This is a genomic window from Paenibacillus sp. GYB006, assembly GCF_036577645.1.
Lineage (GTDB): Bacteria > Bacillota > Bacilli > Paenibacillales > Paenibacillaceae > Paenibacillus.
On the sequence record NZ_JARBDA010000002.1, the window covers coordinates 599683 to 619168 of the forward strand.

15 protein-coding genes and 1 pseudogene are annotated in these 19486 nt (G+C 42.2%); 12 read left to right on the forward strand and 4 right to left on the reverse strand.

Features of this window, described 5'->3' with window-relative positions:
* Positions 1-6: 6 nt before the first annotated feature.
* The 8 genes and pseudogenes from PV403_RS08150 to PV403_RS08185 all read left to right on the forward strand — a co-directional run bounded on the left by PV403_RS08150 (position 7) and on the right by PV403_RS08185 (position 6581).
* Positions 7-537, forward strand: coding sequence for a GNAT family N-acetyltransferase (locus PV403_RS08150; RefSeq protein WP_332084149.1), 531 nt, complete (start codon positions 7-9; stop codon positions 535-537).
* Between the two features lie 35 nt (positions 538-572).
* A complete protein-coding gene (gene nikA, locus PV403_RS08155; RefSeq protein ID WP_442951743.1) occupies positions 573-2171 on the forward strand; it encodes a nickel ABC transporter substrate-binding protein in 1599 nt (532 codons plus the stop codon).
* Positions 2172-2236: 65 nt separating this feature from the next.
* A complete protein-coding gene (gene opp1B, locus PV403_RS08160; protein WP_332084150.1) occupies positions 2237-3166 on the forward strand; it encodes a nickel/cobalt ABC transporter permease in 930 nt (309 codons plus the stop codon).
* A 2-nt stretch (positions 3167-3168) separates the two neighbouring features.
* Positions 3169-4005: a nickel/cobalt ABC transporter permease gene (gene opp1C / locus PV403_RS08165; RefSeq protein WP_332084151.1), complete on the forward strand. Its 837-nt coding sequence runs from the start codon at positions 3169-3171 to the stop codon at positions 4003-4005.
* A gap of 13 nt (positions 4006-4018) precedes the next feature.
* Positions 4019-4840 (forward strand): ABC transporter ATP-binding protein, encoded by an 822-nt coding sequence (locus tag PV403_RS08170; RefSeq protein WP_332084294.1) that lies wholly within the window; start codon positions 4019-4021, stop codon positions 4838-4840.
* Positions 4828-5583 (forward strand): ABC transporter ATP-binding protein, encoded by a 756-nt coding sequence (locus PV403_RS08175; RefSeq protein WP_332084152.1) that lies wholly within the window; start codon positions 4828-4830, stop codon positions 5581-5583. Before PV403_RS08170 ends, PV403_RS08175 begins: the two co-directional genes overlap by 13 nt.
* Positions 5580-5741, forward strand: a pseudogene (locus PV403_RS08180) (HAD hydrolase family protein); the annotation flags it as partial. The gene PV403_RS08175 and the pseudogene PV403_RS08180, both read left to right, overlap by 4 nt.
* 48 nt (positions 5742-5789) lie before the next feature.
* Positions 5790-6581 (forward strand): phosphotransferase, encoded by a 792-nt coding sequence (locus tag PV403_RS08185; protein WP_332084153.1) that lies wholly within the window; start codon positions 5790-5792, stop codon positions 6579-6581.
* A gap of 97 nt (positions 6582-6678) precedes the next feature.
* Here PV403_RS08185 and PV403_RS08190 read toward each other — a convergent pair whose 3' ends face one another.
* Both PV403_RS08190 and PV403_RS08195 read right to left on the reverse strand, forming a co-directional pair.
* The gene (locus PV403_RS08190; protein ID WP_332084154.1) at positions 6679-7734 is read right to left on the reverse strand and encodes an anthranilate phosphoribosyltransferase; all 1056 of its coding nucleotides are present in this window, start codon (positions 7732-7734) and stop codon (positions 6679-6681) included.
* Positions 7735-7754: 20 nt separating this feature from the next.
* Entirely contained in the window at positions 7755-8342 is a 588-nt protein-coding gene (locus PV403_RS08195; RefSeq protein WP_332084155.1) for an ANTAR domain-containing response regulator, read from the reverse strand.
* Positions 8343-8709: 367 nt separating this feature from the next.
* Between PV403_RS08195 and nirB the strand changes: the two genes are divergently transcribed.
* Positions 8710-11136: a nitrite reductase large subunit NirB gene (gene nirB / locus PV403_RS08200; RefSeq protein ID WP_332084156.1), complete on the forward strand. Its 2427-nt coding sequence runs from the start codon at positions 8710-8712 to the stop codon at positions 11134-11136.
* A 12-nt stretch (positions 11137-11148) separates the two neighbouring features.
* On the forward strand, positions 11149-11463 hold the full coding sequence (gene nirD, locus PV403_RS08205) for a nitrite reductase small subunit NirD (protein ID WP_332084157.1): 315 nt from the start codon (positions 11149-11151) through the stop codon (positions 11461-11463).
* Between the two features lie 602 nt (positions 11464-12065).
* On the opposite strand, the gene PV403_RS08210 is transcribed toward nirD, so the two are convergent.
* On the reverse strand, positions 12066-13316 hold the full coding sequence (locus PV403_RS08210; protein ID WP_332084158.1) for a nitrate/nitrite transporter: 1251 nt from the start codon (positions 13314-13316) through the stop codon (positions 12066-12068).
* 429 nt (positions 13317-13745) lie between these two features.
* Here PV403_RS08210 and PV403_RS08215 point away from each other — a divergent pair, with 429 nt between their 5' ends.
* Both PV403_RS08215 and nasC read left to right on the forward strand, forming a co-directional pair.
* On the forward strand, positions 13746-15800 hold the full coding sequence (locus tag PV403_RS08215) for an FAD-dependent oxidoreductase (RefSeq protein WP_332084159.1): 2055 nt from the start codon (positions 13746-13748) through the stop codon (positions 15798-15800).
* A 100-nt stretch (positions 15801-15900) separates the two neighbouring features.
* Positions 15901-18012 (forward strand): assimilatory nitrate reductase catalytic subunit NasC, encoded by a 2112-nt coding sequence (gene nasC / locus PV403_RS08220; protein WP_332084295.1) that lies wholly within the window; start codon positions 15901-15903, stop codon positions 18010-18012.
* Positions 18013-18244: 232 nt separating this feature from the next.
* Here nasC and PV403_RS08225 read toward each other — a convergent pair whose 3' ends face one another.
* Positions 18245-19108: an alpha/beta fold hydrolase gene (locus tag PV403_RS08225; protein WP_332084160.1), complete on the reverse strand. Its 864-nt coding sequence runs from the start codon at positions 19106-19108 to the stop codon at positions 18245-18247.
* Between the last annotated feature and the right edge of the window lie 378 nt (positions 19109-19486).

Below are 19486 nucleotides of genomic sequence, written 5' to 3' on the forward strand. Positions count from 1 at the left end.
GAGAAAATGAAAATACAGCAGCCGTATAGTATAAGAAAAGTGCAAGCTGATGAACGTGACCAAATCGTCGAATTTATGATGAGGGTACGTAAAGAAATCTTCCCGATGTTAACTCAGGATGAGCTTCCGCCAGACCTACTTAATTTTAATGAATATTATATGGAGCAGGAAGATGCAGCGATTTTTGCTGCTTTTTTTGAGGACGGAACGGTGATTGGAACCATCGCGATTACTCCATATGATGGGAGATTTGTTCAACTGGATCGATTCTATCATCATAGTAAAACCGCAGAAATCGTGAAATGCTACGTTGATCGGAACTACAGGAGATTCGGTCTGGGGTCGATTTTATTTGATGAAGCCTTGCAATTTTGTAAGCAGGTTGGCTATGAAACGCTATATTTGCATACCCATCCGTTTCTACCGGGTGCGATCCCATTTTGGAAGTCAAAAGGTTTTGAAGAAAGACTTGCTGAAGATGATCCAATCTGGAATACACTTCATATGGATGTACAAGTAGAACAGCATCATGGATAGGACCATACTTTTATAACAAAAAGGGAGCACACGAAGTGAAGAAATTACAGATCAGTATGACCTTATTACTCGGTTTACTCATGGTATTCGTTACAGGATGTCAAGGGGGAAATGTGGCTAGCACGGAAGATCGTTCACGCGATGAAATTGTCTATGCCAGCACAAAAGATATAAGAGATATCAACCCTCATTTATATAGCGGGGAAATGTCAGCCCAAAATATGGTGTTTGAATCACTTGTTATCAATACGGACGAGGGTGTAAAACCTGCTCTCGCTGAAAGTTGGGAAATTTCAGAAGACGGGTTAGAGTATACCTTTCATCTAAGACAAGATGTTACTTTTACCGATGGAGAGCCCTTTAATGCGGAAGCTGTAAAGTTAAATATGGATGCAATATTAAAAAATAGTGAACGCCATGCTTGGCTTGATATGGTAAATGAGATCAAAGAAAACGTGGTAGTCGATGAATATACATATAAACTTGTATTAAAGCATCCCTACTATCCCGCTTTAACTGAACTCGGCCTTACTCGTCCATTCCGATTTATCTCGCCCAAATCTTTTATTGATGGGGAGACAAAAGATGGAGTTAGCAGCTATGCAGGGACAGGTCCTTGGGTGTTAACGGAACATAAAGAGGGGCAATATGCGGTATTTACGGCGAATGAAAATTATTGGGGTGAAAAACCAAAAGTCTCTACGGTGAAGTGGAAGGTTATGCCGGATCCGCAAACGATCTTGCTTGCTCTTCAAAAAGGAGAAGTGGATCTCATTTTTGGTGCTGACGGCGATATGATTGATATTGACTCGTTCAAAGCATTAGAAGAACAAGGTCAATATACAACAGATATAAGTAAACCGGTTGCTTCTAGAGCTATTCTACTCAACTCAAACAAGCCGATTACAGGTGATGTTAAAGTCCGTCAAGCTTTTCAATATGCAATTGATAAAAAGTCCATCGCTGATGAGATTCTGAATGGTTCGGAATCTGTGGCAGATACGTTACTCTCGTCAACGGTACCCTATAGTGATCTGAATTTAGAGGTAAGATCATTCGACCCAGATGAGGCAAACAAACTTTTAGATGAGGCGGGCTGGGTACTTGGAAATGACGGCTATCGATATAAGGATGGAAAAAAATTAGAGCTTTCTATTTACTACAACTCTAACAATGCGCAAGAAAAAACAATCAGCGAATTCATCCAAAGCGATTTCAAAAACGTTGGGGCTGAATTGAAAATCATCGGTGAAGAGAAACAAGCATTTTTAGATCGACAAAAATCAGGTGAGTTTGATCTCATGTACTCCTTATCATGGGGTACCCCGTATGACCCTCAGTCTTATCTATCCTCATGGAGAATTCCGGCACATGGTGATTATCAAGCACAGATTGGACTGGATCAAAAAGAATGGTTAGATAATACCATTACAGCCGTGATGATTGAGGCAAGTGAAGAGAAGCGTCAGGAGATGTATAAAGACATTCTCTCCTATATACATGATGAGGGAGTATATATTCCTCTGACGTATTCGCGTACAAAAGCGGTTTATGTTCCGGAGTTAAAAGGTGTAACATTTAATGTTTCCCAATACGAGATACCATTTGAAAAAATGTATTTCGAACAATCATAATTTAAGGTGAAAAAGGCAGATCTCAAGAATCTGTCTTTTTCATTCATTTTAGGGAGAATCACAAAATGGGAAATTACATGATAAAAAGATTGCTAAGCATGATACCCATCTTATTAGGTATATCCTTTTTATCTTTTATTCTGATTAATTTAAGTCCAAGTGACCCGGCTGAAGTCGCACTTCGTGTGAATGAAATAACACCGACAGAAGCAGCAGTTGCGGAAATGCGCACAGAACTTGGCCTCGACAAGTCATTTATTGAAAGATATGCAGCATGGGTAGTAGACAGTTTGCAAGGAGATTTTGGTAACAGTTATATTACGAACAAACCGGTCATTAGCGAAATGAGCCGAGCAATTCCAGCGACTCTACATTTAGCAATGGTGTCACTAGCGATTATTTTGACGATTAGCATCGTGGCCGCAGTCATATGTACAGTTTATGAGGGCACGATGATTGACCGTTTTATTAGAGGAATGGTTTTTGTATCGGAGGCAATACCAAGTTTTTGGATTGGCTTACTCCTCATGTGGTTATTTGCAGTAAAACTAAATTTACTGCCAACGAGTGGAATGGAGTCGCCGAGCTCCGTTATTCTTCCGGCTGTTACTCTTTCTTTTGCCTATATATCAACCTACGTAAGACTGCTTCGAAATAACATGGTGAAGAACAAGCTAGAGAATTACGTGCTGTATGCAAAAGCTCGCGGCTTAAAGGAACGAAAGATTTTCGAACATATATTTAAAAACTCTCTGCAATCCTCGATTGCTGCACTAGGCATGTCCATCCCTAAACTTATCGCAGGTACGGTTATCGTGGAGAACATCTTTGCATGGCCAGGAGTAGGCCGATTATGTATTACAGCGATATTTAATCATGATTATCCAATCATTCAAGCTTATGTACTTCTTATGGCAGTATTATTTGTAGGCTGTAATCTACTCGTTGATATCATTACGATGTTATTAGATCCAAGACTTAGAAAAGAGGCTTAACTGTGGGGGTAATAAATAGATTAAAAAATGATCGTCTAGCGATGGTATGTATAGGATTTCTATTTGTTGTTATTTTAGCTGGGGTGTTCGCACCTATGCTTGCACCGCATAATCCGATTGAAACCAATGTAAAAGAGAAATTTGCAGGGATAAGTATGAGCTATCCACTAGGTACAGATCAGCTTGGGCGCTGCATTTTGTCAAGGTTACTCTATGGGATCCGTACCACGGTATTTACTTCCTTATTAGCAATGGCAGCAACGATTATCATAAGTACAATTCTAGGAGTCATCGCCGGGATTTCACGTGGCAAAGTAGATGAACTCATTATGAGAATATGTGATGTGTTTTTATCTTTTCCAAGTGAAGTGATGATTCTAGCGATTGTGGGAATGATGGGTCCCGGCTTATTCAATGTGATTCTCGCAAGTATTATCGCAAAATGGGCTTGGTACACTCGGATGATCCGTACGATTGTTTTAAAATATACTGACAAGAATTATATCCGGTTTGCTAAAGTGTCAGGTTGCAGTACGAGGCATATTGTAAAAACGCATATTTTACCGGGAGCAGCTGGAGAAATTGCAGTGTTAGCTACACTGGATACGGGGTCTGTCATCTTGGTCATTTCAGCCCTGTCATTCTTAGGATTAGGAGTACAAGCTCCGACACCTGAGTGGGGGATGATGCTTAATGAAGCAAAAAATGTGATGATTGTACATCCTTATCAAATGCTTGCTCCTGGAATAGCGATTCTGCTTGTAGTAGCAGCTTTTCATTTCGTAGGGGACAGCCTGCAAGACGCCTTTGATACGAAACGGGGAACGAAGAAGGGGTGAGATGAACTTGAGTGTGTTAAAAGTAAAGGGCTTATTCATTACAGATGAACGGAAAAAGACAGTCCTCGTAGAAAATGTGAATTTTACGTTAGATCGCAATCATTGTCTTGGTATTGTCGGTGAAAGCGGAAGCGGTAAGTCCATTACCACAAAGGCTATACTGGGACTAACTCAGCCCTCACTGAAGGTTACAGGGCATGTTTATTTTGATGGCGATGATCTATTGCAGCTAGGTAAGAAAGAGATGAGAAAGATAAGAGGCAAGAGGATCTGCATGATCTTGCAAGACGCGATGTCTGCCTTTGATCCGTTATATACCATGGGAAGTCAAATGATTGAAACCTTGTGTGAGAACCTTGAAATATCGAAAAAAGAAGCGAGAGTTCTCTCTATTATAGAGCTTGATAAGATGCAAATTAAAGAACCTGAACAGGTGCTGAAGAAATACCCGCATCAGTTATCAGGCGGTATGCTGCAGCGGTGTATGATTGCTATTGCGATGGCAGTGAAACCTGATATTATTATTGCGGATGAACCTACAACAGCCCTTGATTCGATTACGCAAAATGAGGTAGTAAAAGAGTTTGAACGACTGAGAAGTGAACTCGATACGGCTGTTATTTTTATATCTCATGACCTTGGTGTTGTACAAAGACTAGCGCAAACGGTACTTGTCATGAAAGATGGAAAACAAGTAGAGTACGGGAAAATAGAAGATGTATTCTCAAACCCGGAGCAGGAGTACACGAAGTTTTTAATTCGTACCCGAGAACAATTAACGAAGTCCTTTTCAGATGCGATGAGAAAGGATGATTCTGTGTCATGCTTGAAGTGAAAAATGTGTATAAGAACTATAAACGATCAGGGAATGGACTTCGAAAAGAGAAGCTGAACGTATTACAGGATGTTTCTTTTCAGATACATGCAGGCGAATGTGTAGGCTTGGTTGGAGAGAGCGGAAGCGGAAAAAGTACATTAGGCAGGCTCATCTTAGGTCTTGAAAAAGCCGACGCTGGCTCCATACGTATGGAAGACAAAGAGATAACGACATGGATCAAAGAAAATAAGGGGCAAATGAGCGTTGTTTTTCAGGACTATACCTCATCCGCTAATCCTTACTATAAAGTGAGTGACGTCATTAGTGAGCTGCTTCGAGCCTTTGGAACAGCTGGGGAAATCCAGGAACAAGTGGAATCCTTGTTACAAAAAGTCGGACTCCCTTTATCGGTGGCAAATAAGTATCCCCATGAACTAAGCGGCGGCCAATTACAAAGAGTGTGCATCGCGAGAGCGATTAGTAGAAATCCAAGATTTCTAGTGCTGGATGAAGCGATTAGCTCACTTGATGTGTCAACACAATCACAAATTATGGAACTGCTGTTCAGGCTGAAAGAAAACGATAATATGACGATTCTCTTCATCGCCCATGACCTGCAGGCCGTATCCCATTTATGTGATCGAGTCCTGTTTATGGAGAATGGCCAAATTGTAGAGCAGATTGCAACTAAAAGCCTCTCTGTGGTTCAGAATGACTATGCAAAAAGACTGCTGGATTCTGTTATTTCATTTCATGTCTAAACGGAGGAAATGATATCGACATGCTGGAGTATGCAGGTCTTGGCATAGCGATGGGAAATGGTAATGAACGACTCAAGCAAAGAGCGGACTTTGTTACGAAAAAGGCAAGCGAAGACGGCATTTCCTATGCATTAAGAAAATTTGGCGTTATTTCGTAACGGGAAACGGGCATGGATTACGGATTACTTTTGGGGAGGTTATAATTAGTGGTAAACCAAGAGCATGAAGAAGAATTAACTGGGGGAAATGTCTCTAAAGTGTACCGAGTAGCTGATACGGTACGGCGAGAACTTCATTCGGACAGCTCTAGAATCCATAAACTGTTACAGCATCTAGAGGATAAAGGTTTTCATTATGCCCCAAAGTTTTTAGGAATCGATGAAAAAGGAAGAGAGATATTATCGTTCATCGAAGGGGAAGCTGGTAACTCCCCCGTTAAAGAGTATATGTGGTCTAATGAAACATTAACTAAAATAGCGAAAATGCTCCGTCTTTACCATGATTCTGTTACAGATTTTCCATTTGATTCTAGCTGGGAACCCATTGATCTTACTCCGGAGCCTCTTGAGGTCATCTGTCATAATGATTTTGCGATATATAATATTATTTTTGAAAAAGAAACGCCGGTAGGTATTATAGATTATGATGTTGCTGGGCCAGGTCCAAGACTTTGGGATATCGCTTATACGCTGTACACCTGTGTTCCTTTAAGCAGATTCTATTTGTCTAAAACAGGAGAACCTATTCCTTATGATCCAGTGAAGCATGCAGGTCGAATAAAACAAAGGATCGCTTTGTTTCTTGAGTCTTACGGTACAGAAATAACAAGTGATGTTCTCAATATAGTATTGCTGCGTTTAGAAGGGCTGTGTAAAACGATAACGAGAAGAGCGAAGCAAGGGGAAGTCGCATTTCAAAAAATGATAGATGAAGGGCATCTGGAACACTATGAGAGCGATATTAGATTCATTCAGGAACATGGTAAAGCGTGGGTGTAATTAGTTCTACTTATTGGTTCGTTTTCTTAGTTTGTCTTTAGAAACAGTTCGTAAGCCCTTATTCTATACGAATGAGGGCTTACTTATTTGCGTTCATCTACTCCATTAAAGCTTCTTCCGGTTCTAAACGAGTGGTCATATTGGAGTGAAACAACTGATAGGCTCGCCACGCTGCCCTACTTTCAAGAAGTGATTTGCTTATATATATTCCCTCTTCAATGGAACCAGCATGTTCCGCTACAAACAGCCTTACTCCGGCATTAAAAAGAACCTGGTTTGTGAATGGCATTAGGCCATTCCCTTGAAGGACATCTAGTGTCACTTCTGCCTGTTTCGCTTGTGTCCATTCCACCTCAGGTACGTATGAATCTATTCCGTACATCTCAGGGTCCAGAACATGAAGAGCCGTCTCTCCATGTTCAATAAGATAGGTTCTGGTCGGTCGATGGATATGTAAATCTTCAGACCCTTCGGAACCCTGTATAATCATTGAGCGTCTATAGTTTAGGTCAGTAAGTACCTTTGCTGTCTTATGAAATACCGTATTATGAAAAATACCGAGTACGAGGTAAGGCGAATGACTATAGTCTATTAGCTTTTCTGCAGTATTAAATATCGTTCTAAGGCCCATTTCTTCTCGAAGAGGACGGATTTTATGGAGCTTCCCTCCATACCTTTCAGGAGGTGCAAAACGTACACCGCTTTCCTTCGCGGCATTCAATAAATTCTCATCTGAAATCAATTTTGTGTCTATGCCTAGGGATTTAAGTAGTTGAGGATAGGTTACACCCCATTTAGGAGGAATCGGTTCAGAACCGTGTAAAGTAACTTTGACTCCAGCAGCTGCAACGACAAACGCGGTTGCAAGCGAAGCATAAAAAGATTGTTTTCGACCATCGTACGGTCCGGCAAAATCAATGCCGCCGTGTTTGTAAGAGCGGTCAGCGTGATTCCGGCATACCTCAACGAAGGCTTTCAGTTCATCAGCACTTTCGATCTTAAGTCTTTCTGAGGCTAGAAAAGCTCCGGTCTGTGCAGGAGTGGAGATACCAGACAAGATCATTTCTGCACATACGGTTGCTTCCTCGTAAGTGAGGTCTCGAGCGCCTCTTTTCCCTCTGCCGACTTCTTTAAGATAATGAACCATGTTCATACAGATCCCCCCTAAGAAACTTACGCTTTCAGCATTTGATGTGCTTTTACGATCGAAATCGCAACATCAACGATGCGCATTCGTTCATTCATCGCCTTTTTGCGGAGTATGTCATAAGCTTCAGATTCACTGATTTTGTTAACTTCACTTAGTATTCCTTTCGCCATATCAATCCATTTCCGATCCTCGATTCGAGTAAGTAACTGTTTGCGTTCACTAGCCCATTCCTGTCGCTCAAAATAACGCTTTTCACTAAAGTGAAGTGCCCAATCCAGTTCATATTCTTTCATGGAAGGAGTCAGAACCCCATCGATGGTTACCTCTGCTTCACAAGAAGTAATAGAGGAACCTGCTGTGTCTGGACTGCACCACCACAGGATAGGCAGGGACTTGATTTCGCTAAGTTTCTCTGCCCACAGCTTAATATCATAAACCGGCAAATGGAGGACTGCAGCGTCGGCCTTTGAAAGAAAGGTGCAGATTTCGGCTTCATTACTTACAACTTGAATAAGATACCCGCTTTCTGTAAGCAGCTTTTCTGGACGGAGATGCTCATGTGATATCTCCATGTTTTGGCGATTGGTTTCTACTAGTAACAAAGAACGCATCGAAGGATCAGCACCCCCTGAATGTTCAAATACTGGAATTTTCAAGTCCGTTAGATCTTTCTGTTTATTTTCGCTTGTTTTTTTCCAAAAATCAACTTAAATTTGTTAGATAACCTTACTTGAAGTTATTTTCAAGAATGAATATATGTATGAGGGGGATTTTTACGTCATGTATATTGACATAAGGTTGAAGCCGATTTATAGTAGTTACAACAATTTCATAAACGTGTACGAATACAATGGCGTATTCGTCTAGGTATGGCAACGAAGCCTGTCCTCGCTTAATAGTTAGGGAACAAATATGTTCTCCTATAGCGTGGCAGGCTTTTTTTATTAATTAGAGATTTAGAAAGGGAGTGGCGATGATATGAATGGTCGTAATAAGCTTGTACTTATAGGGAATGGAATGGCCGGAATACGTACCTTAGAGCATTTGCTTAAGCTTGCACCAGATAAATACGAAATTACGGTGTTCGGAGAAGAGCCTCATCCAAATTACAATCGGATCATGTTATCCTCGGTACTCGCTGGTGGTACTTCGGTAAATGACATTATTCTAAATGACTATGCTTGGTATGAAGAAAATGACATTCGGCTTTATACAGGTGATCCTGTAACAGAAATAAATACGTTGAAAAAAACGGTCACATCTTCTTCGGGAATCATCGAGTCTTATGATCAGTTGATCTTTGCAACCGGATCGAAAGCATTTATTCTCCCTTTGCCGGGTGCGAATAAGGAAGGGGTCATAGGCTTTAGGAATATAAAGGACTGTGAAATGATGCTTGAATCGTCACAGAAATATAAGAAAGCTGCGGTGATTGGCGGTGGACTTTTGGGCCTTGAGGCAGCGCGAGGGCTTCTAAATCTAGGTATGGAAGTTACCGTTATTCATAACAGTGAGTATGTAATGAATCGGCAGCTTGACGAACCTGCATCGATAATGCTTCGTCAGGAGCTTGAACAACAAGGGATGAAATTTCTAGTAAATAAACATACAAAAGAAGTGACGGGAAGAAAACGTGTAAATGGGATTAGGTTTAGCGATGGAGAGAGAATGGAAGTGGACTTAGTTGTCATGGCTGTTGGAATATTACCGAACATTTTATTAGCAAAGGAAACAGGACTAGTAACTAAACGAGGGATTATTGTAAATGACCATATGGAGACCAGCATAAAAGATGTGTATGCCGTTGGTGAATGTGCTGAGCATAATGGAATAACTTATGGTTTAGTCGCTCCGCTCTATGAGCAGGGCAGTGTTCTTGCTAAGCATTTATCAGGAGTAGGACACCAAGGATATCATGGCTCAGTAACTTCGACCAAACTGAAAGTTTCAGGAGTTGATGTATTTTCAGCTGGGGATTACTTAGATTCAGCAGATACACGGTCGATAAGATACCAGGATGAAGTGGAAGGTGTATATAAAAAAATAGTTGTTCGCGGAGATCGGCTGGTCGGAGCTGTGCTTTTCGGTGATACAAGCGACGGACCGTCTTTGTTCTCGATCATTCGAAGTGCTGAATCGGTCACAGGACGGGAAAAAGAGATTTTGCTTGGTATGAAGATGGAGGGTCCTTCCGGCGGCGCAAAAATACTCGAGATGAGCGAGGATGAAATTGTCTGCGGATGTAATGGTGTGACAAAAAAGAAGATTGTAGATGCGATTGGGCAAGGTTGTCACAGTGTAGCGGAAGTGAAAAACTGCACAAAAGCTTCAGGTTCTTGCGGAGGTTGCAAACCGATGGTGGAACAACTACTTACTGCCTATGCAGGAGAAGAAGCCGCGATAAAATCGAAAGAAGGCATCTGTTCATGTACCTCACTTGACAGGGAGGGAATCATTACTGGCATCAAGGAAATGGGTCTGAAAACGGTGAAGGAAGTTATGTATGTGATGGGATGGAATGAGCCTGAAGGCTGCACGAAATGCAGGCCTGCTCTTAATTACTATCTTGGTATGATCTGGCCTGGAGAATATGTGGATGAGAAGGAATCAAGATATACCAACGAACGTTATCATGCCAACATCCAGAAAGACGGCACTTTTTCGGTAGTACCACGCATTTACGGCGGGGTGACCTCACCAAGCGAACTTAAGAAAATTGCGGAAGTAGCAGAGAAGTATGAAGTACCTATGGTGAAATTTACAGGAGGGCAGCGTCTGGATTTACTAGGTGTGAAGAAGAAAGATTTGCCAAGCATGTGGGAAGATCTTGCTATGCCATCTGGGCATGCCTATGGTAAAACACTTCGTACAGTGAAAACGTGTGTCGGTTCTACTTTCTGCAGGTTTGGAACACAAGATGCCATTGCTTTAGGAATTAGACTTGAAAAAGCCTTTGAAAGACTGAATACTCCTCATAAAGTAAAAATGGCAGTATCAGGCTGCCCCAGAAACTGTGCGGAGTCCATTATCAAGGATTTTGGCGTCGTAGCCATTGATGGCGCTTGGGAACTTTATGTGGGGGGGAACGGAGGAATAAAAGTGCGGGCGGGAGAGCTGCTCTGTACAGTGAAGACGGAAGATGAAGTAATCGAATGGGCAGGCGCCTTTATTCAATATTACCGAGAACAAGCGAGCTGGAGTGAACGGACTTCTCACTGGCTGGACCGAGTAGGTCTTGTTTCTATTAAGGAGGCTCTTGCAGATTCCGTATTCAGATCAGAACTTGTCGCTCGACTGAAGGAGACTCTTGAGCATACCGTAGATCCTTGGAAGGAGATCGTGGAAAACAAGGAGCTTAGGAAAAATTTTGAGCCGCTAAATCGATTGGAGTTAACGCATGAATAAGGAGGGGATAGCATGAGACAGAGATATTTGGTAGCTCATGAGTCTGACATTGATATGCTGGGAACAAGGGTTGTGACGATTGAAAATACAGAAGTTGCCTTATTTAGACTCAGCGACGGAACCATCAGGGCTCTTGAGAATCGCTGTCCACATAAGGGCGGTAAATTGTCGGAGGGCATGGTGTGCGGAAATATGGTGCATTGTCCTCTTCACGATTGGAAAATTCATCTTGCCAGCGGGAAGGTTCAGACCCCTGATGAAGGTGAAGTCTCCGCTTATGTCGTGGAAGTGGATCCTCCGAGTGGTATCGTATATGTAACGATATGATGAATCAATGACAGTGGTATAACCTTCCATACGAAGGGATATAGAGCTGACTTCTCCTTTTGGAGCTGTAAGCTCTAGCCATATCTCTCGAACACTCTGAGGGGAAGTGACTTCATCAGATGGGACGGAGCAGGTGATAGGATTGAATATATATTATAGAGAAAAGCCGTGATGATGGATCACGGCTTTTCTCTATGGAGCGAATTAGCTAACTTCGCAATATATTTTAATGAGGATGATCCAAGCCATTAGTCATTACTCCAAAAACAAGTAAGGTTTTCTCAAGTGTGTTATAGAGGACATAAGGTATGTAGACAAAGAGAGAGATCCGGAAAATACCGTCCGCTCCCGAGCTGTCGCTTAATGGCCTCCTACTGAATATATCGTATGGATAAAAAAGATCCAGGAGGGATGTTAGTCATGTAATCTGACCCTAATCAGCACGATCAAGAATGGGTCGCTTATATGCCCGAGCGTAACGAAATGGGATAAAGTTATTCCTGCACGCAGGCAGGAATAACTTTCAAGCAGGGATGGTTTTGAGAAAAATGAACATAAAAAATACAGAGGATCTTGATCAAGATCTTCTGCATTTTTTATGGTTATATTTTCATCTCTCCCGTAGTAGGCAGAGCCGCGCTGTTATCGATTTTTATTTTCGCCTGATTCTTCAGCCACGTTCTTCTCCACTGCAAACTCATTGTAAAGACGAGAATAGAGGATAGTACAGCGATAACACTTAAGATGAGAAATCCTGCTGTATAGGATCCAAGTGATTTATATAGGTTTCCAAGTAAGAGAGGCAAGGCATATCCCCCGAGTCCCCCGGCTGCACCGACAATACCTGTCATAAGTCCAATCTCAGATCCAAATCGTAAGGGAACAAGCTGGAAGACCGAACCGTTCCCGGCTCCAAGACACATCATGCCGACAAACAAGAGTGCAATAACGACGGGAAGCGGCGGTAAAAAGGAGACTGCTGCCAGCATAATCCCTGCGCCCGCATAAAGGATGGTAAGAATACGAGTCCCGCCAAATCGATCAGATAGAAATCCTCCTACAGGTCTGAAGAAGCTGCCTGCAATAATGCAGAAGGTAGCAATATCTGCTGCTCTTACAGCAGACAGACCATACTGTGTATTAAAGAAGATCGTCAAATAATTGGATAAACCGACGAATCCTCCAAAGGTGACGCAGTAGAATAAACAAAGAATGAGAGCGTCTTTTTGACGTAGTACCGCTGCGTACTGCTTTAAGGTCTTAGGTGCTGGGCGGTTGGGGCTGTTTTTGGCGAAAATCGTGAACAGAATAAATACAATGATAATGGGGATCGTGGCAATCCCGAATACGACTTCCCAGCTCCCAAAATGCGTAGCCAGTCGGTTAGCGAAAAGGGTGGCAAATACGGTTCCGCTATTTCCCGCACCAGCAATTCCCATGGCCAGTCCTTGATGTTCTTTCGGATACCACTGACTTGCGAGAGGCAGAGCAGCGGCAAAAGAGGCACCGGCTATTCCGAGCAGTAAGGCAACGACATATAGTTGAGAAAGTGAAGTAACCCATTGCCAACCTAATAGGAGGGGGATTAAAGTAAGCATCATACCGATCTGAGCTGTGAGTTTGGGACCGATGTGGTCCGATAAATAACCAAAAACAAGTCTTAAAATAGAGCCGCTGAGTATCGGAAGTGCAACGAGATTTGCTTTTTGTACGGCATCCATCGGATAGTCTGATGCAATAATAACACTGAGGGGGCCGATTAACCCCCAGATCATAAAACTGATGTCAAAATATAAAAATGAGCCGAGGAGTGTAGGCTTATGACCGCTTTCCCAAAAACTTTTTCTCTTCATCGTTATTCTCTCCCTTTATTTTCATCTAAAAAACCAAAAAAACCGCAATCTGTCCTTGATAAAGGAACAAATCGCGGCCACATTGCCGTGTAACATGATTCACTTCTTTGTGAATCAACGATGTATTTAATTGAAATGACTTACACTGGATTATAGAAACAGTATTTGCATATGTCAATATACTTAACGTAAATTTATAAAAAAACTAAAAAATATATTATCGATGTTAAAATTATTGACACTGGAATCACCTTGTAATATTCTTTTCTTACAAGTTCAGTTTACGATAATAGTTCAGCACAACGACGTGCTGTTTTGAGAGGCAACGCCGCCCCTTTTCTTTTAGAAAAGGGGCTTTTTTGTTCTTTTATACTGATTGATATAGGTAGGCATGACCTCGGTGAGATGGATAAATAGGGGGCTGATCCAGTGAAAAAACAATTAGTCGTCATTGGTAATGGTATGTCGGGAATGAAATGTATAGAGGAAATTTTGAAGATAAATAAAGACCGTTTTGAGATTTCGGTGCTCGGTGATGAGCCTAGACCGAACTACAACCGTATTGAACTATCGAAGGTACTCCAAGGAGGAACCTCATTTGATGACATTATTCTTCATGATTGGGCTTGGTATGAAGAAAATGGAATCCATCTATACACAGGAGAGCGAGTTACCCGGATTAGACGTAAGGATAAATGGATTGAAACGAATTCCGGAAGGAAGGTTCGTTACGATGTACTTTTGATCGCTACGGGTTCCTCAGCATTCATCCCCCCGATACCAGGTTCTGATCAGGAAGGCGTGATTACTTTTCGGAGCGTTGATGACTGTATGATCATGATGGACTACGCAAAAAAGTATAAGAAGGCGATTGTTATTGGGGGAGGACTTTTAGGCCTGGAAGCTGCTAGAGGACTGCTTCATTTAGGGATGGAAACCGAAGTCATTCATAATGCAGCTTATTTAATGAATCGTCAGTTGGATTCCATGTCCGCAGAATTACTTCAAGTCGAACTTGAAGCACAAGGTATGAAATTTAGACTAGGGCAACAAACCGTACAAATCCTGGGCAGCAATAGAGCAAAAGGAATTCGATTGGCTAATGGATCTAAACTTGACGCAGATCTTATCGTTTTTGCTGTTGGGATCAGACCTAATGTTGAACTCGCTAAAGATAGCGGACTCAAAACGGGCCGAGGCATCATCGTAGACGATTATTTACAAACAAGCGACACAGATGTCTATGCAGTGGGCGAATGCGCAGAGCATCAAGGGATTTGTTATGGTCTAGTTGCGCCCCTTTATGAACAAGCCAGTATTCTCGCTAGGACATTATGTCAGCATGAGATAGAGCCATACAGAGGTTCTATTCCTTACTCTAGATTGAAAGTATCAGGTGTGAATTTGTTCTCGGTCGGTGAAATCGGGCCCGATATCCCCATAGCATTACAGGAATATGACCGGTTGAATTATAAATATAAGAAAGTAACGATGAAAGATGGACGTGTGAAAGGAGCCATATTATATGGGGACACCACAGACTCTCCTATCCTTCTTGATTATATAAGCCGTCAGGTAAGTACAGAGGAGCTTATTCAATTAACGGTTACTCCAAAATCAGAAAATAAAATGGAAGCTTTAATGGAAGCGATGCCGCCTAGTGACACGGTGTGTGGGTGCAATCAGGTCTCTAAACTAGCAATCATGAAATCGGTGCAGACAGACGGACTTACAACCGCTGATCAAATAAAGCAAAAAACAAAGGCTTCCGGTTCTTGTGGAGGCTGCCGACCTATGGTAGAAGCACTTGTAAAGGTCATTCTATCGAGTGACGCTGAAAACAGGGGAATGAAGGATCAGGAAAAAGAAACGCTAAGCGTTTGTCCATGCATGTCATTAGGTCACGAAGAATTGAAACAGTATATCAGATCTCTAAGAGAAGCACGAGAAATATCATTTGAAACGATAACCCCTAGTGAGATTCGAAAATTACTTGGATTAGAAAAAGAGAATGGCTGCGCAACCTGTAACGCAGCCATCACATTTTATATAAAAACTTCTCAGATGCAGTCTGCCCCATCCCCTTGGTCTAATGATTTTAAGGCATACTTAGCGTGGTGTGAAAATCTGTTTCTTCCGCACTCGATCCAAGCGGCTGCAACTGAACAGAAGGATTCCATATTTGGAATACTGCTTTATGACATTGCAATTCAAGCTTGTCCTGCCGGCTATGAAGTCTTTATTGGGGGTCACGCTGAACATCCGGTAAAACAAGGGCTGCTTGTATGGTTATCGTCTACAAAAGAAGAAGCAATTGAGGTCGCAGTGGCATGCGTGAGGTTGTATCAAAAGGAAGCTTGGTTCAATGAAAAAACATGGGAGTGGACTGAACGAATCGGTATTATGAACCTGCGTGAGCAAGTAATGGTACAGCTAGGTATTGCGAGCGAAATGATAAACATGAATGAGGCATATTTCAGCTAACCATAATGGGATGGAATATTAAGGGGGTGCAGGGATGAAAAAGGAAGACGGTTCATCAAAACACAGTGGAGTAGGGGATGTTACTACAGCAATAACCAAAATGACAAGTTCTGTCATCACTCAATGCCCCTTTTGCAGTGTTCAATGCAAAGCAGTGGTGACGATCAAACCGAAACAAAAACTCGGTAGAACCAGTGAAAATGGCGAGGCAGATCATCAAGTTACAGACGTAAAAGGCTATGATAACAAGGCTTCAGAAGGGCGAATATGTGTAAAAGGTTTACATGCACATCAGCATGCAGAGAGCACTAGCAGACTCATGTATCCTCTAATTAAAAAAGATGGTGAGTTTACTAGGGCTAGTTGGGAGGAAGCCATCAATTATATAGTGGGAAATATAAAAGCAATCCAGTTGAAATCAGGACCGGATGCGATTGGGGTATATGGCGGTGGTTCTTTAACGAATGAGACAGCCTATTTATTAGGCAAATTTGCTCGCGTTGCCCTTAGAACCAAATATATAGATTACAATGGCAGGTTTTGCATGTCAGCGGCAGCTTCGGCAGGGGCGACCGTATTCGGCATGGACCGCGGTCTGACGTTTCCGTTAGCAGATATTGAGCACGCAGAATGCATTGTTTTGGCAGGTACCAATATTGCGGAGTGTCAGCCTACACTCCTGCCTTATTTTACAAGAGCTCAGGCAAGCGGTGCACAAATAATTGTCATTGATCCGCGCCGAACCTCAACTGCAGCGATCGCAGACTTACACCTTGCAGTACGGCCAGGAACGGATTTACTGCTAGCCGATGGAATTTTAAAAATCATAATAGAAGAAGGACATATAGATAAGAACTTTATTGAGAATAGAACGAGAGATTATGATCAATTAGGATCGTATTTGGATTCGTTATCCATTCAGGATATTGCGGCAACTACAGGGATACAAGAGGAGCAGATAAGACGTGCTGCACACATGTTCGGGAGAGCAAAGACCAGCATGGTACTTACAGCAAGAGGTGTGGAGCAGCAGACAGATGGGCATCTTGCAGTAAGACATTTTATTAATTTGCTGCTGGCAACGGGAAATATCGGTAGAGAAGGCTGTGGTTACGGAGCTATTACAGGTCAAGGCAATGGGCAAGGCGGAAGAGAACACGGTCAAAAAGCAGATCAGCTCCCCGGATACCGTTCTATAGAGAATGAGGAGGATCGAGCGTATGTGGCTTCCGTGTGGGGAGTGAGTCCAGATCAGCTGCCGAGAAAAGGGGTGTCTGCCTATGAAATGATGGAGCTTGTGGATAAAGGGGGCATTGAAGCGCTATTCGTGATGGGCTCGAATCCGATCATGTCTAATCCGAATGCTGTACTTGTAGAAGAGGCGCTTAAGAACATTCCCTTTTTGGTAGTAGCGGATATGTTTCTATCTGAAACAGCACAATTAGCAGATGTCGTGCTTCCGGTAACTTCGTATTTTGAAAATACAGGTACATTAACAAATCTGGAAGGAAGAGTACTGCTTCGAGAAGCAACGGGATCACCGCCGGGAGAATGTAAACAGGACTGGGAGATTTTAAGAGAGTTAGCGTTTGCTTTAGATAAAGGGAAACATTTTGATTACTCTTGTAGTGAGGATATCTTTAATGAACTGCGGTTAGCGAGCCGAGGAGGAATAGCCGATTATTATGGGATTACCTATGAAAGGCTTCGTAAGGAAGAAGGAATCTACTGGCCATGTAGATCGGAAGATGATCACGGGTCAGGACGGATTTTCGAGCAGAGGTTTGCTCATTTAGACGGCAGAGCCGTGTTTACTTCTCAGCAAAATGATGTACGGCGGGAAAGTATTACAGCAAGTTATCCTCTCATGCTAACAAATGGCCGCGTGCTGTCCCATTATTTGACGGGGGTACAAACAAGGCGTAGTCGAACACTTTTATCAAGGCAAGTTGAAAGTTATGTAGAGATGCATCCAGAAACCGCGCGGCATTATAGGGTAGAAGAACAGAAATGGGTGAAGATATCATCACGTTATGGAGAGTTTCAGGTAAGATGCCGTTTTAATGATCAAATTCGAAAAGATACTTTGTTTGTACCGATGCATTGGGGCGGTGTCCAGAATGTAAACCGAGCCACCCGAGCAGAGCTAGATCCTTTTTGTAAAATGCCTGGGTTTAAGACAACTGCCGTACGGATTGAGCAGGTTACTTGATTTTTATAAGATTCCTAGCGGTCTGAATACGAAAAAGAGCAGCCAAATTAATACGCAAAAAAAGTGCAAATGAAAAAAGTCCTCTGGACGTCATCCATGTTTAACCTGCAGAGATGCAGTTATTATTTGATCCGAAAAATACGAGAAAAGCAACCTCCTGTTGGGTTTTTCCCAGAGTTGGTTGCTTTTCATTGTATTCATTATAAGATCTTCGATATCTGTAAATATAATTTTATTTTTCTATTGGGAACTTTTGTATGTGGTTAAGTATAATTTCAGATACCTCTGGTTCATTAAACTGTGTTAGCCAGTGACCCGCATTTAGTTCATGGAAATCATAATAACCTTTCATATAGGTGTGACTTTTCTCTACTCCTGCACGGGCAAGCGCTAAATCTTCGTTTCCCCAGATGAAAGCGGTTGGAGTTTCAACATCTCCATATGGAATCTGTTCTTCAACCTGCATGATGCCGCGATACCAATTGATAACAGCAGTTCTAGCCTCAGGCTGTGAGAAAATCCGCATATAATCCTCTAACGTTTCTTGATCGAAGCCTTCCCATAAATGACGCAAAACAGCATAATCATTAGCAGCTATTAAGGATTCGGGAACATCCGGCTCCATAAATTTAGATACATAGGCACCTTTTTGTTTTTGTACCGGATCATTTTCGAGCGCCCATTTGTAAGCATCCCAATGAGGCACAGACATAGCAGTCCAAGTCTGTATCCGCTCAGGATATAAAGTGACAACGCTCCAGCCAACGGCTGCCCCCAGATCATGTCCAACCAGGTGGAATTTACCCGAGCAGCCCATTACATTTGCAAATCCAATGACATCAGCAGAAAGTTTTCTCAAAGAATAATTTTCATAGCCGTCTGGACGGGCCCCGTCCGAATATCCTCTTTGATCAGGAGCTAGACAGCGATAGCCGAGCGCGGCCAATTTAGACATTGTTTCTTCCCATATAATCGAACTTTCTGGAAATCCATGAAGGAAAATGACCAGCTCACCTTCTTGCTCTAATCCTGCCGTACGGCAGCGGTACTCCATACCATTCATTTTGAGTGTAGTTGTAGTAACAGTATTGTTCATAAGATCTCCTTATAGCGTAATAAATTATTAGATATTATTAGAGTGGTAAATCTTGGTGTATACGACTCCTAGTAAAATAAACTACCCTTCCCGCTTGCATATGTCAAGTTATCCATATGTATTAGAAGTCCTCTTCGTAATATGTAAACCACTCTCATAATGTTTACCGCCTTTCTACGGAGAAACGTTTCCGTAGAATCGAATCTTTCAAATCTTTTAAAACTACGTACGGCGAAAGCCGACGGATCACTTTGCGATAGCAAAGAAACATTCACTCACAATTCATAGCAATTCACAGCGATTCACTCGTAATTTGAACTCGTTATTTAGTACTCATTATGGTACTCGTTATTCCAGTTTTGGAGTTTAAGCGGAACT

Bases quoted from the DNA above. Each gene is read 5' to 3' on its own strand.
- PV403_RS08150 (WP_332084149.1), top strand. From the start codon at position 7: ATGAAAATACAGCAGCCGTATAGTATAAGAAAAGTGCAAGCTGATGAA.
- opp1B (WP_332084150.1), top strand. From the start codon at position 2,237: ATGGGAAATTACATGATAAAAAGATTGCTAAGCATGATACCCATCTTA.
- PV403_RS08175 (WP_332084152.1), top strand. From the start codon at position 4,828: ATGCTTGAAGTGAAAAATGTGTATAAGAACTATAAACGATCAGGGAAT.
- PV403_RS08190 (WP_332084154.1), bottom strand. From the start codon at position 7,734: ATGAACATGGTTCATTATCTTAAAGAAGTCGGCAGAGGGAAAAGAGGC.
- PV403_RS08195 (WP_332084155.1), bottom strand. From the start codon at position 8,342: ATGCGTTCTTTGTTACTAGTAGAAACCAATCGCCAAAACATGGAGATA.
- nirB (WP_332084156.1), top strand. From the start codon at position 8,710: ATGAATGGTCGTAATAAGCTTGTACTTATAGGGAATGGAATGGCCGGA.
- nirD (WP_332084157.1), top strand. From the start codon at position 11,149: ATGAGACAGAGATATTTGGTAGCTCATGAGTCTGACATTGATATGCTG.
- PV403_RS08210 (WP_332084158.1), bottom strand. From the start codon at position 13,316: ATGAAGAGAAAAAGTTTTTGGGAAAGCGGTCATAAGCCTACACTCCTC.
- nasC (WP_332084295.1), top strand. From the start codon at position 15,901: ATGACAAGTTCTGTCATCACTCAATGCCCCTTTTGCAGTGTTCAATGC.
- PV403_RS08225 (WP_332084160.1), bottom strand. From the start codon at position 19,108: ATGAACAATACTGTTACTACAACTACACTCAAAATGAATGGTATGGAG.